This window comes from Roseimicrobium gellanilyticum (assembly GCF_003315205.1).
Classification (GTDB): Bacteria; Verrucomicrobiota; Verrucomicrobiia; order Verrucomicrobiales; family Verrucomicrobiaceae; genus Roseimicrobium; species Roseimicrobium gellanilyticum.
In genome coordinates this window covers 176,315-190,695 of sequence record NZ_QNRR01000005.1, presented here as the reverse complement: position 1 = coordinate 190,695, position 14,381 = coordinate 176,315, and the positions used below count along the sequence as shown (strand labels likewise).

The 14,381-nt window shown below is 59.4% G+C and carries 9 protein-coding genes; 1 reads left to right on the top strand and 8 read right to left on the bottom strand.

Going from position 1 to position 14,381, the window contains the following annotated elements:
• Positions 1–10: 10 nt before the first annotated feature.
• From DES53_RS15645 to DES53_RS15615, 7 genes are all read right to left on the bottom strand, one after another.
• The gene (locus DES53_RS15645) at positions 11–1,420 is read right to left on the bottom strand and encodes a sulfatase-like hydrolase/transferase (RefSeq protein WP_113959224.1); all 1,410 of its coding nucleotides are present in this window, start codon (positions 1,418–1,420) and stop codon (positions 11–13) included.
• 46 nt (positions 1,421–1,466) lie between these two features.
• Positions 1,467–2,309, bottom strand: a complete 843-nt coding sequence (locus DES53_RS15640; RefSeq protein ID WP_170157154.1) for a PstS family phosphate ABC transporter substrate-binding protein — start codon at positions 2,307–2,309, stop codon at positions 1,467–1,469.
• Between the two features lie 73 nt (positions 2,310–2,382).
• On the bottom strand, positions 2,383–3,327 hold the full coding sequence (locus tag DES53_RS15635) for a DMT family transporter (RefSeq protein WP_170157153.1): 945 nt from the start codon (positions 3,325–3,327) through the stop codon (positions 2,383–2,385).
• A gap of 108 nt (positions 3,328–3,435) precedes the next feature.
• Positions 3,436–7,071 carry a gamma-glutamyltransferase gene (gene ggt / locus DES53_RS15630; protein ID WP_211325564.1) on the bottom strand — a complete coding sequence of 1,212 codons (3,636 nt, stop codon included), beginning with the start codon at positions 7,069–7,071 and terminating at the stop codon, positions 3,436–3,438.
• A gap of 57 nt (positions 7,072–7,128) precedes the next feature.
• On the bottom strand, positions 7,129–8,370 hold the full coding sequence (locus DES53_RS15625) for an MDR family MFS transporter (protein ID WP_113959220.1): 1,242 nt from the start codon (positions 8,368–8,370) through the stop codon (positions 7,129–7,131).
• A gap of 302 nt (positions 8,371–8,672) precedes the next feature.
• Entirely contained in the window at positions 8,673–9,734 is a 1,062-nt protein-coding gene (locus tag DES53_RS15620) for a hypothetical protein (RefSeq protein WP_113959219.1), read from the bottom strand.
• Between the two features lie 102 nt (positions 9,735–9,836).
• Positions 9,837–11,081 carry a PQQ-binding-like beta-propeller repeat protein gene (locus tag DES53_RS15615; RefSeq protein ID WP_113959218.1) on the bottom strand — a complete coding sequence of 415 codons (1,245 nt, stop codon included), beginning with the start codon at positions 11,079–11,081 and terminating at the stop codon, positions 9,837–9,839.
• 115 nt (positions 11,082–11,196) lie between these two features.
• Between DES53_RS15615 and DES53_RS15610 the strand changes: the two genes are divergently transcribed.
• Positions 11,197–13,104: an FAD-dependent oxidoreductase gene (locus tag DES53_RS15610; protein ID WP_211325563.1), complete on the top strand. Its 1,908-nt coding sequence runs from the start codon at positions 11,197–11,199 to the stop codon at positions 13,102–13,104.
• A gap of 407 nt (positions 13,105–13,511) precedes the next feature.
• Here DES53_RS15610 and DES53_RS15605 read toward each other — a convergent pair whose 3' ends face one another.
• Positions 13,512–14,339: an NYN domain-containing protein gene (locus DES53_RS15605; protein WP_113959217.1), complete on the bottom strand. Its 828-nt coding sequence runs from the start codon at positions 14,337–14,339 to the stop codon at positions 13,512–13,514.
• Positions 14,340–14,381: the final 42 nt, after the last annotated feature.

The following is a 14,381-nucleotide window of genomic DNA, read 5'->3' as shown; positions in this document are numbered from 1 at the left end:
GGCTTCCACGCTAGAAGTCACGGAACGGTCCACGAGGCTCGCTCTCATCCATCTCCCTGCGCCAGGCAGCGAAGCGTTCCTGCACCCTCTTCAGCACCTCCGGTTTCTCGGCGGAGAGATCGTGCTTCTCTCCAAGATCGGTGCTGAGATCATACAATCCCCGACCCTTTTCGCTCTCCAGCCATTTCCAGTTGCCCACCCGTGCGGCCTTGTCTCCGCGACGCTGCCAGAACATGGCCTCACGCGGCGATTTTTCCACCCCACGCAATACAGGCATCATGTCGAACCCGTCGAGCTTCACGCCGTCCGGTGCCTTCGTGCCTGAGGCCTCAAGAAGAGTCGGAAGGATCTCCAACGCTGTGAGAAATTCGTCTGTCACCTTTCCCGCAGGCAGATGCCCGGGCCACCACGCAATGAAAGGCACACGCAGACCGCCCTCCCACATGGTGCTCTTGCTGCCCTTCAGCGGAGCGTTTCCCCCATTGCCACTGCCACCATTGTCGGACATGAACAGAACCAGCGTATTCTTGTCCTTGCCGGTTTCCTTCAGCTTCTTCAGCACCTCACCAATGGCGTCATCCATGCAGGTGACCGCGGCACAGTAGCGCTCCAGTTTCTTCTCCACCTTGCCCCGGTACATGGCCACGTATTTCTCCGGGGCCTGCACACCTGCACTGGTCTTTCGCCCATCCGCCGCAGGCTCGCCAAAGGAAGACGCACCATGCGGCGCATTGAACGCCAGGTGCAGGAAGAATGGCTTCTCTCCTGACTCGCCAATGAAACGCAAGGCTTCCCTTCCAAAGAGGTCGGTCACATAAGTCCCACGATCCTCCTGGGTGCGTTCATTGTCACGGAAGAGGCTGGGCACGCCGTAGCGCTCGTGCGTGTAGTAGTCGATGCCGTTGTTTCCATGGCCGTAGAAGAACTGGAATCCGCGTTGCAGCGGCAGGTAGCGCTTCGCCTGACCCATGTCCCACTTGCCCACCACGCCACAGTGGTAGCCTGCCTTCGTGAGCAGATCGCCGCTGGTGATTTCCTTCGGATCCAATCCCAACGTCATCTCAGGTGACACGGCATACTCTTCCGCATCATAGCGATGGCCAAAGTTCACCAGATCATTGCGCACCATGTCATAGAGGCCGTTGCGCTGCGGATAGCGACCCGTGAGCACACTGCCTCGTGAGGGTGTGCAAGCAGGCCAGGTGGCATAGAAATTCGTGGCCCGCACCCCTTCTGCCGCCAGCCGATCGAGATTCGGAGTGATGAGCGGTTTGCTGCCGATGCATCCCAGATCCGGCCAGCCCTGGTCATCGCTGATGACAAAGAGGATGTTGGGGCGCGCGGTTGTCGCCTTTGCATCGGCAGAGAAACCAGCCGTGGCGAAAAGCACACCGTGGATCACGAACAGGAATGCGCGCATGAGCATGGCTGTCTCAACGTCACAACCGCGCGGTGCTTTCCACGATTCACTTCTTGGTCACGGGAGGAAAAAAACCCACAACCTCCGAAATCTTATTCCCGAGGGGCGTCTTGATGAATTCCAGAAACTCACGCTCGATCGGAGTCGCTTCCAAGGACACGTAAAGATATGCAGCCCGTTCATAGGGATAGGGTGGCGCCCCCCCTGCCCGCCCGGGTTGAACTCCATCGATGGGGACGACCTTGATGCCCTTGGCTTTCGCATAGGCGAATCCCAAATACGCAATGCCCCCCCGCTGTCCGGCGACTTGCAGCGAAGGTGGATCGGTGTCCAAAATGCGGTTGGCGCCATAGTCCCGTCCGTTCATGGCCAGAACTTTGAAATCCTTGTAGGCGCCAGAAGACGAATTTCGCGTGGCGATGCGAACAGGAACATCATCACCACCGAGCTCAGACCAGTTCAAGATGTCACCGGTGAAAAGCTTCTCCACCTGTTCCTTCGACAGCGCGGAGATGGGGTTCTCGGCATTCAATGCGATTACTATCTGATCACGCGCCACCTCAATCTCTTGCACCTGCACACCAGCCTTCTTCAGCATTTCAGTCTCCTCTGGCGTCACTCTCCGGCTCGACATGCCAATCCGGCACGTCTTGTCTGCCAGATTGGTGAACGCTGTGGTGGAGCCCTCTGCGGCAATATCGAAGGACACTTTTGCTCCCGCTTTTCTAAATCCTTCCGCCCACTGGGGTATCAGCTTCGCCCCCAGAGTGTCCGAGCCCCGAATGACAATCACCTTGTCCGAAGGCTGCTGGGCACGCATCGACGGATGCGCTGCAAGGCACCACAACGACGCAAGGATACACATCCAGCGCAGGGAATTTCGGCTCATGGCATTCATATGGCTCCCTCCAAAAAACGTCTCATGTCTGGCACTTGTCTGTGATGCAGTAGGAACAAAACTGTCACATTCCCGCCATCTCACCAAACCCAGCCCTTCTCCGGCGACGGGCGCGTTGCAGAATGGGCAGCGCAATCACGGCTGCGAGAATGATCCCCGCTCCCAGATAAAATCCGCTGCTCATCTGTTCCGTGTCGCCGAAGACGAGCGCCGCCAGCACGATGCCGTACACGGGCTCGAGGTTGTAGGTGACGTTGATGTTGAACACGGACATCCGGCGCAGCACATCCATGTACGCAGCATAGGCACCCACTGTGCATACTTGCGAAAGCACCAGCAGACAGATCAGATCCTGTCCCGTGGGCCAGTGAAACCATGTGCCGCCATCAGCAAAGAATGGCAGGGCGATAGAGGACGCAACAAAGGCCCCGGCCATTTCATAGCAGGACACCACGGCGTAGTGCTGTCGTGACACAAGCACCTTGTTCATCACGGCAAATACCGCGCCGGCGAAGGCTGCTGCGAGGCCCGCGGCGAATCCCGCCCAGTGTGTGAACTCCACGCGAAAGATGAGCCAAACCGCCGCCACCATGAGCGCACCCATGCCCAGTTCCAGCTTGCTGATACGGCGCCCCTTTTCAAAGAGCGGCTCCAGCAGGGTGCACCACAGCATGGTAGTGGGCATGGCAGCCATGCAGACGGAGACATTGCTCAGGCGCACGGAGAGAAAGAAGAGCATCCAGTGTGTGCCGATGAGCAGACCTATGCCGAGCAGCTTCACCACCACCACGGAGGGAATGCGCAGAGTGGCGCCCATGTAGCGTGTCACGACCACCAATCCCAGGGTCGCCAGCGCCGTGCGCCACACCACGACTTCTACGGGGGGCAGGGTCAGCAGCTTCCCCAGCACCGCCGTGAATCCCCATGCCAGCACGACCAGATGCAATTGCACCCAATCCCGGGCCGTGTGGGGCGGCGTGGCGAGAGGCGGCGATGAAGTTCCGGACATGGTAATCAGCTCTCCCTCGGGCTCATGCAGCCACCCCATTTCATACGAGTGCCCTGAGACCGAGGTCCCTCACCGTGTATCTTTGTACCTGTCACGTCCATCCCCCTTCTACCATCCGTCGGCCTTTCCCGGCACACGTGGGTCATGCGCAGCCCGGAACGACTTTGCCTCCTTGTCCCACATCACCCCCTGGCTCACACCAATGCCCACGCCACTGGACTCCTTGATGATGTGTCCACGTTCCCTGAGCACCTTCATGACCTCGTCTCCCATCGCCTTCTCAACACGCAACTCATCGGGCGACCACTGGTGATGCAGCCGCGGCGCACCGAGCGCTTCCTCCACCCCCATCTTCAGGTCGAGCACGTTCACGAGGTTTTGCAGGGTCTGTGAGATGATGGTGGGACCTCCCGCTGCACCGATGGCCAGAAAAGGCTCTCCATCCTTGTCCAGCACGATGGTGGGGCTCATGCTGCTGAGGGGACGTTTACCTGGTGCGATGGCATTCGCTTCTGCACCTACCAGCTTGAAGGCATTCGGCACACCCGGCGCCACGGCGAAGTCATCCATCTCATTGTTCAGAATCACCCCGGTACCCGGTACGATGACCTTGCTGCCAAAGGCAGTATTCACCGTTTGCGTGAGCGCGACCCAATTCCCTTCCGCATCCGCTGCCGAGAGATGGGTGGTGTGCTTCAGGGTGTCGCCAAAGATATCTTCCTGCGCACGTGGCGGTTCACCATGCGATGGCACCACCGTGGCCTTTGTGAGGTCAATCTTGGCCGCAAGTTCCCTGGCATAGTCGCGATGGATGAGTCCGCGCGGTACTTTGGCGAAATCCGGATCGCCCAACCAATGGGCCCGATCTGCGAAGGCCAGTTTCATGCTCTCTGCGATCACGTGCTCGCGGTCCACGACAGGCATTGAGGCCAGTTCAAACGTTTCCAGCATGTTGAGGATCTGCGCCACATGCACTCCACCACTGCTGGGCGGCGGGAATCCCAGGATCTCGTACCCGCGGTAGTCTGTTTGCAATGGAACGTGCAGTTTGGCTTCATACCTCCCGAAGTCTTCCTTCCGCAGGATGCCACCGTTTTCCTTCATCCAGGCATCAACCTTCTCAGCCACTTCACCACGATAGAACCAATCGGGTCCATGCTCTGCGATATTCCGAAGTGTGCGCGCCAGATCCGGCTGCTTCAGGACATCGCCCTTTTTCAACAGGCTGCCATCCTCCTTGAAGAAGAGCGCCTTTGATGCCGGGAACTTTGCCAACTCCTCCTTAGTCGATTCCAATTTGCGTGCGTACACCGCATCAAGCGCGAAGCCTTCCTCTGCCAGCTTGGCAGCAGGCAACAGCACGTCCGCAAGATTCAACTTGCCGTGATGCTCGATGGCGAATGCGTATGCTGCCAATGCACCTGGCGTGCCCGGCGCGAGCGCACCTGTCTTGCTCGCCTCGTCATCCACCTTGCCGTCTCTCAGATACATGTCACGGGTGGCCAGCGCAGGTGCCGTCTCCCTGCCATCGATGGCGATAATCAATCCATCCATTCTCCGGATCAGCACAAAGCAACCGCCTCCCAGACCGCTGTTGTGTCCATCCACCACACCCAATGTGATGGCGGTCGCAATCGCCGCGTCCACGGCATTGCCCCCACGCTTCATCGCATTCAGGCCCGCTTCCGTAGCCAGCGGGTGCACCGAGGCCACAGCTCCCTTCGCCCACACCGGCTTCGGCTCCGCCATCTTGAGTGTGGCTTTGCGGATGGAGAAGCTGTCATTGCCTGAAAAAACGAGGTGCAACGCACGGCCATCCTCAGCCATCCACTTCACAGGAAGACTCGCGGAGTCACCCGGCCCCGTGTCCCACGTGGGCTCATAAAACACCGTGCTCCATGGTCCCCACGGTTCCGGAGCATCGAACACGGCCAGTCCTCCGGAGAACCGCACATCCAGCCTGCCTGACTTGTCCCGCGCCTCTTCACTCGCGATCGGCTGCACAAGAAGGTAGCGCTTCGTCGACGCATGATACGAGACGCTGGTACGGTATGCTTTGCCAGGGTGCTTGAGCACGTGCTGCCTGTCCTTCACCTCACCGCTCCAGCGTGCAGTGCCATCCGCATGCAGCCCCGCAAAGAACTCCCATGCGCTCTGTTCTTTCAACTTCCCCTTCGGCACTCGCGCGAGCACCACACCATCTGCGACATTGTATGCAGAGTCGGCATCCTGCGAATAGGTGTACACGAACTCATCACGCGCGCCTGCATAGTTCTTTCCAAAATTCAGGAACGTCGGGCACCCAAAGCTGGTGGTGAACTTCCAGTCGCTCCACTGCCAGGTCACGCCATGATCTTCAGACCACGCGAGTTGCGCATTGCCCGCATTGCGTGCCCACAAATACAGCACGCCATCCACGCAGAGCATGCCGCTTGCCTTCTTTCCCGTGGGCCCGTGCCCAATCGTTTCACCACTGGATGAGCGTACATTCGTTCCTGTGAAGCCGCCGGGCCCGCCGGTGATCTTTGCGAAGCCCATGCTCAGCTTCTGCGGCACAAAGGGTTCGAAGCCATTCCCATCGCCATACGCCGTGTACTGGGCGTCATCGTCCGCCCATGTCATGGGCCAATTGTCACTGCCCCTGGCGCTGCGCACAATCGACTCGACGGGAGACCACTCCACTCCGGTGATCACGGTGCTACGTGGATAGGGCAGTGCGGCCCTTGCAGGCGCCATGGCGGAGGCAATCACACCCAGAAAGGGTTTCAGAGGCTCATAATGTGCGTCGCCCTCCTCCCGAGGCAGAGACTTCCCCGCTCGCACCACCACCAGATCCAGGCTCGGCACCACGACAATGAGGCTGTCATACATACCCCACGTCCAGCACGCGTCCTTGGGAAGATCAGAAATGGTGCCATCGATATTGTTCCACCACAGCATGGAGTAGTGTTTCGGAGCGAGCTCATGGAGCTCCGGTTCATGCTGGGGAAGTCCCGCGAGACCCGGTTCAGGATGGCGAATCGCATCAATGAAGGCCTTCGGAAGAATTTCCTGCCCGTTCCATTTTCCATCCCGCAGATACAGATATCCCAGACGCGCCATCGCCTGCACATTGGCGGTAAAGCCGGATCCAAACTCGCGTCTCGGAACCCCGTTGAACTCCTTCGGCCGGTAGGCATGTGTGCGCCAGCGGATGTCCCCCTGCTTGATGCCGATGGGTGTGAAGACCCTCTCCCACATCACCGCATCGAGATCGCGGCCATAGTCGAGCGTGAGGCATTCCGCCAGCCAGTTCGGGCCACCGTCGCTGTAGTGCCATTTGGTTCCCGGCTCGAAAAGCAGCGGCTCATACCCACCCTTCTTCGCGAAGCCTGCCGTCTGGTTCGCCAGCATGCGCAGGGTCACCTTGTCCGGCCAGCCCTGCTGTTTGTTCTCGTCCGGTGGCACACCGAAATCCGGATGATGTTTCTTCGCAAGGTCATCCAGGTTCGCCTTCCCATCCTTCATGGCGATGCCCAGCAGCGTCACGCCGATGCCCTTCGAAGACGACTTCAAGTCATACATCGCCTTCGGATCCCCCCACTCCATGACCACTTTTCCCCGATAGATGATGCGTCCGGATCCTTCTCCCGTGAGCGCATAGTCACGCGCCTGCGCCAGCTTGGCCTTGTCCACTCCCAGACTTTCCGGCGTCGCCGCCTCCCAGGAACCACCGGGATACTGGGCGGCTGCCTGGGACACCATGAAAAGCAACATGGCGCCCAAGCACGGAGCGATGCGGAAGAAACAGTGCATGCGCTATCAACGTGGCACGGCCTCCTCCGCTTGCACAGGGGACTTCGGCGCTTTGTCCACGCTGGTCGTCGCCGTGCCCGCGTTGCGAGCGACAGAGGCCCGCACCAGCACCAGGGCCGCGAGCACACCCACCGTGGCCGTCACCACCCACACGGCATTTGGACTCCACTGGTAGAGCGCCATCGCCCCCACCGAAGCAGTGATATTTCCGATGCTCCATGCCAGCCCCAGGAAGCCGCTGTACCGACCCCGCATGTCTTCAGGTGAGAGGCTGGCTGCATACGCCTGCTGCCGCGAGAAGGCCATCATCTCACCGGCCGTGAAGATCACCATGCACACCGTGAAGGCCGTGACGCTGTTGCCGAAGAGAAACACAATGAAGCTCAGGGCCATCCCCACATAACCCACAGCTATGGCATTCCGCACGGGCATCCACCGTGTGTACGAGGCCAGCGGCATTTCCATCAGGCAGATCATCACACCATTGATCGCGAGCACCCAGCCGAGCACCGAAGCCGGATTCCCGCTCTTCTCGAAGTGCAGTGTGAATGTCGTGTTCGTCTGCCGGAACATGAATGCCACCGCCACGCACGAGATGAAGAGCACGAGGAAAGGACGATTCACCCGAATGGAGGCCAGTGCGTGACTCCATCCGCTGGTGTGGCGGCATGAGCGCTTCCCCCGGGGCAGGAAGAACAAGGCCACCACCCCGAAGATCCCACTCGAAATCGCATCCCCAGCGAACAGCCAGAAAATCGACCTCTCCACGACAAATCCCGCCACAGCCGGACCGAAGGCCCATGCCAAGTTCACCACAAAGCGCTGTACTGCGTATGCCGCCAGGCGGTGTTCCGGGGGCACGATGTCCTGCACCAGGGCCACGCTGGCTGGTCCGCCGGCTTCACCCACAAATCCCGCCAGCAGCGTCAACAGCACCAGCCAGTGCAACTGCTCCGCCTGCGAAAGCAGGAGCATGCACACCGCTCCCAGGAGGCCAGCCGCTGCCATGGTCACATTTCTGCCGAACCGATCCGCCACCCAACCTCCGACAAGGGACGCACAAAAGCTGCCAGCCGAGTAGGCCGCCACCGTCCACCCAGCCTCCAGCGGCGAGAAACCACGCTTGGTCATCACCCATGTCAAGAAAGGGACCACGAATACCCCGAACCTCGTCACAAAGGTTGCGCCCATCAGCACCCAGAAGGGCGCAGGCAGGATGCGTATACTTTCTCTGAAGGAGGGAGGCATGGGAGCAGGAGCGGGGCGTGGATCGTTGAGAAGGCGGGAGAGGCGGCAACGAGCAGGCCACAAAAAAGCCCGCTCACGGTGGTGGCGGGCTTCGCAAAGGGGATGGGAAAACGAAATAGTTCCTCGATCATCCGGCCCTGGACCCGCCACGCGCAAACTTGCCACCGCCGACGTAAATTCGGTGTTCAGGCTTGGCGCAGAGCTGGAGGGACCAGGTCATCAATTGAGAAAGGGAATGTATGGGAGATTAAGTCGACGCGAAAATTTGTCAACTGGGTGCTGAATTCGCGGTCACCGGCTGCTCAGCCTCCCTTCTTGGAGATAGAGTCCAGGTTCTTGTAAAACTCCACTCCCTTCCTTGCATCCACGGCCTCCACCAGTTTCTCCATGTCATCCACATTCAGCTCCGTGTGCTGTTTCTTGAGCCTTTGGTAGAGTTCCGCCGTGACACCCATGCCAGCCGCAATCACCTCGTCGTCCGACTGGCTTTTCATCGACGCTTCCACGCCTCCCACGATGAAGGCTCTCAACAAATGCAGACGGCTGTCAGGAGCGACCTTTTCACAGACCCCTCCCCATTGCACGATCTCCAACGGGATGTTCAGCGACACGAAGGGTGACTCTTCTGCGTAGGCGGCCACGCTGCCAGCCGCCGTCACACCTTCATCCGAGAGCGGGTCCTGGTGATATTTCTTCAGCGCCTCCTCGACCTTTGGTCTCAGGAAAGGCTCCGAGATCGCCATGCGCACCTTCTTCACCCACACCACACTCGCCGGGTCGCCCTCGAGCTTGCGATCCGCAGGGTAGATATAGCGCACTTTCACGAAGTACCCACTCACCACGGTCACTCCCAGTCGTGAAGAAACCGGTCTCGCGGCCTTGCCAGCACTTTCGTGGACCACGCAGGAAAGGGGGACCTCTACAAACGCCGTCTTCTCATTGGGACCGGTGGAGACCTTCCAGGACTCGCCCTCGCCGTACTCCAGCTTGGAACAAGCACCCTCCTTCTCCATCTTTTTGAGGTCGCCGAGCACTGCCGCTGCCTCGCCACTGACCACCTTCAGTTTTTCCTCCTCGGTGCCGTGGGGTTGCTTGCAAGGGTACACGTTCACCTCCGCCCGGACACTCCCGTCTTCACTGGCGTAGCGTACGGACACTCCGAGATCAGGGGTGTCATGACGGCGACCGCCCTGCATGGTGAGACCTCCCAGTTTCTGAGGAAGCTGGATGCCGGACTCCTCATGCTTCCAGGGGCTGCCTTTGGCTGGCTTTGGGAAATCCCCCGGCGCCCCGGGGGACTTTTCCACTTCAGCTGCGATGCAGCAAAGGGAAGGAAGCAAAACGAGAGCGGCAAAGCGAAGCATGATGGCGCGGATGCTACCACAGGCACTTGGCAGAGCCCAAGCATCACTTTTGCCCCATGGCACCGAATGCGCTTTCGCTTATGCCCCGCAGATGCCCGCGCCTCATTTCCAGAGATCCCACGCCACGATCTCCGTGTCGCTCCGGGCATATACTGCACCCTTCGTAAAGGCGGGATGGGCCCAGGTCTTCCCGACAATCTGGTGACGCGTGATCTCCTCCATCTTCTCCGGCGTGAACTGCGCAAAGAACAGCTCACCATTCGCATTCAGGCCGCAGGCAATGTTGTTCTTCTCATCCGCCCACACGAGGCTGATCTGCGGATTGCGATCCTTCGGTGTGAGTTGGTGATCGTCCTTCCATTGAATGGAGCCGTCACTGAGCTTGAAGCAGATCACCCCCTGCGCCTTCGTCAGCAGGTAAACATAGCCCTCCTTGTACAGTGGCTGGCTCATGAGACCGCAGAGTGTCTTCTCATCACTCCACGCCAGACTCACATCCTCAGGTCCGCTTCCCAGCTTGAGCGCGCGCGTTCCATGCCAGTAGCCGGAGACAAGCAGGATGCCCTCATGATAGATGGGCTGCGCAATGGAGACACCATAGGTGATTTCATAGGGGAACTTCCAGTACTCCTGGCCATCCTTCGGCGACATTCCGGTGATGTTTTGTGGCCCCCACTGGATGAGCATGGGTCCTGACGGCGCATCAAACACCACCGGCGTGCAGTAGCCCGCCTTGTCACTACCGCCACGCCAGCGCAACTTTCCCGTAGCCGACTCCAGGGCGATGATGCTTCCCTTTGGTTCCGCGCCACAGTGCAAAAGCACCGCACCCTCCCACAGGAAGGGAGAAGCCGCGAACCCCCAGGTGGGAATCACCGCGCTGTGCTCCTGCACCAGATCTACCTGCCAGACCACCTTGCCCGTGGCGGCATCCAGACATGCAGCCACTCCTGTGGTGCCTAGGGTGTAGGCCCTGCCGTCGTGAATGACCACACTCGCGCGCGGACCATTGCCGTAGTCGATGGAGCCGTACGTCACAGGATAGCGATGCTCCCAGATCGTCTTCCCGGTCGCTTCGTCCAGGCACAGCACCCGCTCAGACTCGGGTTGCTTCTCGCGGTCCATCACATAGACGCGTCCTCCGCTCACGGTCACGCCACCGTATCCACCGCCGATCTTCACACTCCAGCGTTGTTGGGGATTGATGCCAGCGAGGTCCTTGGGCAGACCCGGCGGATTCCATGCTCCGTCCCCCTTGGGTCCGCGAAAACGCGGCCATTCATGCACATTGGCCTGGGCACAGACGTCCGCTGCGAGGATGATCAGAGCGAGGGTGACACATTTCATCGCGCAAGAATACGTGTCCAATCCACCAGCGTCTGGCGCTTTTTCGTCGCGGATCCTGATTGTTTTCTTCACCGTGACTTGGGCCAGCCCCACCTGTAGACCTCACCTTCCTCCCATGAACCGACGCTTCTTTCTCGCCCTGCTAGCCGCGCTCCTCGTGGGCACGGGCACTCTGACCGCGCAACAACCAGCCCGCTACGATGTGCTGGTGTATGGAGGCACACCTGCAGGCATCGCCGCCGCCTGCGCCGCCGCAGATGAGGGGCGTACCGTGGCCCTCGTGGAGCCCTTCTCCTTTGTAGGTGGCCTGGTGACGAATGGACTGAGCCATACCGACTTCCGATCCATGGAGTGCCACTCCGGCTTCTGGTGGGACTTCACCCAGCGTGTGTACGCTCACTACGTGAGAGAGTATGGCAAGGACTCACCACAGGCGAAGCTGAGTTTCCAGGGACAATTCGGCGAACCGAAGGTGAACCAGCAGCTCCTCGAAGCCATGCTGGCGGAGCGCAAAGGGGTGTCCGTGCTGACAAAGCACCGGCTGCTGAATGTGGCCAGCACTCGCAGCATGCCCTCGCGCATCATCTCGACTGTGTTTCGCAAAGGCGACGGAGAGCAAGTGAATCTCGCCGCAGGCATGTACATCGATGCCTCCTATGAAGGAGACCTCATGGCTAAGGCGGGTGTGGAATACACCGTCGGGCGTGAAGACCAGGCCAAGTATGGCGAGTCACTGGCGAAGGGTGTGCCGGCCGGCGGGGACAAGCAGGTGCAGGGCTACAACTTCCGCTGGTGCATGACCATTGACCCGGCTAACAAATTGCCCGCGCCGAAACCTGAAGGTTACAATCGCGAGGACTTCCTACCTGTGCTGGATCTCTACAGGAGCAAGAAGCTCACCCATGTCTTCGGCGTGGCCATCACCACCGGGCTGGAAGTTCCAGACAGCATGGGAGCCAAGACTTCCAAGGCCATCTACAAGGTCCAACCGCCTCTCCTGCCGAATGACAAGACGGACATCAACGATATGTCCCACGGCGTGGTGCGCCTCTCCATGCCGGATATCAACGACGGATATCCCGATGCGTCGGATGAAGAACGCACCCGGATCGTGCAGCAGCACCTTTCGTATGCTCTCGGCCTCCTCTACTTCCTGCAAAACGATCCGGAGGTGCCCGCCAACGTGCGCGAAGACGCCCATCGCTGGGGCTTTCCCAAGGACGAATTCGTGAAGAACAGCCACCTGCCAGAGCAGCTCTACGTGCGCGAAGCACGGCGCATGGTGGGCATGCATGTCTTCACGCAGAATGACACCGCCTTCGGCCCGGATGACGTTCGCATTCCCTTGAAGAAGGACAGCATCGCCATCGGCGACTATTCACACAACTGTCATGGCACCGGTCGCGAAGGCACGCGTTTCAATGGCAAGCACACCGGCGAGTTCTACCAGCGTGCAGCGCCGTATCAGGTGGCGTATGGCACGTTGGTTCCAAAATCGGTGAGCAACCTCCTCGTACCCGTCGCTGCCTCCTCCAGCCACGTGGGCTTCTGCGCGCTTCGCCTTGAGCCTATCTGGACCCAGATGGGCCATGCTGCTGGCTTCGCCGCGCATCTCGCACTGAAGGAAGATGCTGGCTCAGTGCAGAAGGTGGATGTAAAGTTGCTGCAACGCCTACTGCACTCCCATGGTGCTGCGACCATCTATGTGAATGACGTTCCGCAGAACTCCCCGGACTATGCCGCCGTCCAGTGGCTCGGCATGCTGGGTGGGTTGCATGGATTTCACAAACCTGAAGGCGAGAACAAGCCCCTCTGGCAACCGCTCTTCGGTCAGTATGCGAAGCCGTATCCGCTTCATGAGGTGGAGCTGGAGAAGCCGATTGATGAGGCATTGCTCCAGCGCTGGATTTCGCTGTTGCCGGAGAGTGTGCGAACGAAGGCGATAGCCCTTGCGCTGAAAGCAGATAGCAAGACCACTCGAGGTGATGTCATCCGTGCGTGGTACAAGCTTTCGGCGGAGTAGAACAAAAAAACGACGGAAACCCGCTGTACACAACTAATCCACCGCATTCGCGCCCTGAAGGCGCAGGAGTCCAGCCCAGGGTTAGGGAGCCTTAGCGACCGACACCCTGGGTCGCATGAAATTGCACTACCGCCCTGAAGGGGCGGAGGAGAATGCTCCACCCGAATGACGGATGGATACCCAGTCAAAACCATCGGTCATAGATAGCATGCGCTGGATCACACCGCCCGCTCCTCCACCCTTTCAGGGTGGGATGGATTCTTGCGTCTACCCAGAGTGTCGGTCGCTAAGGCTCCCTAACTCTGGGCTGGATTCCCGCTGCCCTTCAGGCAGCAACTTCGGTATGCAGTAGAAACAACAAACCGACGACCACCGTCCTACCGTCGCACTGCTTACCGTCGCACCGACTACCCCTTCACCCGCACCGCGTAGTTGTAGTTCCCAGCCTTTTCATCCGCCTTCAGTGTCACCAATCCTCTCCGCTGGGCCTCTTCCAGAAGGGCATTGAACGACTTGAAACCAAACGCCCGCTCATTGAATCCCGGGTCGCGGCGTTTCAACGCCTGCTTGATCATGGAACCCCAGATAGGATCGTCTGAATCCCGCTCCTCTGCCAGAAGCTCGATCGTCTCGCTCAGCTTCTGCAGTGCGTCCTCGGGATCCAGCTTCTTCACTGCCGGCCCATGCTCGGTTTCCTTGGGCGCTGCAGCATCCTTGGCATCCTTCTCCTTCACATGCTTCCGCACCTTGGAGGCTTCCTTGCGCACCAGGTCATCGTAGTAGATGAACTCATCGCAGTTCGAGATGAAAAGATTCGCGGTGGAGTTCTTCACCCCCATGCCGATCACCTTCTTGGCATTCTCACGCAGCTTGCTCACCAGCGGCGAGAAATCCGAGTCACCGCTCACGATGACGAACGTATCCACGTGGCTCTTTGTGTAACACAGATCCAGTGCATCCACGACCATGCGGATGTCCGCCGAGTTCTTCCCCGACTGCCGGAGGTGTGGCACCTCGATCATCTCAAACGCCGTCTCGTGCAAGCTGCGCTTGAATTCCTTGTACCGCTCCCAGTCGCAATACGCCTTCTTCGTCACGATGTGTCCCTTGAGCAGCAGTCGCTCGAGCACCTTCTGGATGTCGAACTTGGGATACCGCGCTTCCTGGATGCCGATGACGATGTTCTCCAGATCGAGATACACCGCCATCGTGGCGTTGGTGTCTGTGGCAGTCATGATTTTGGTAAATACACCCTATCACAGATGCCAGCAGGAAAC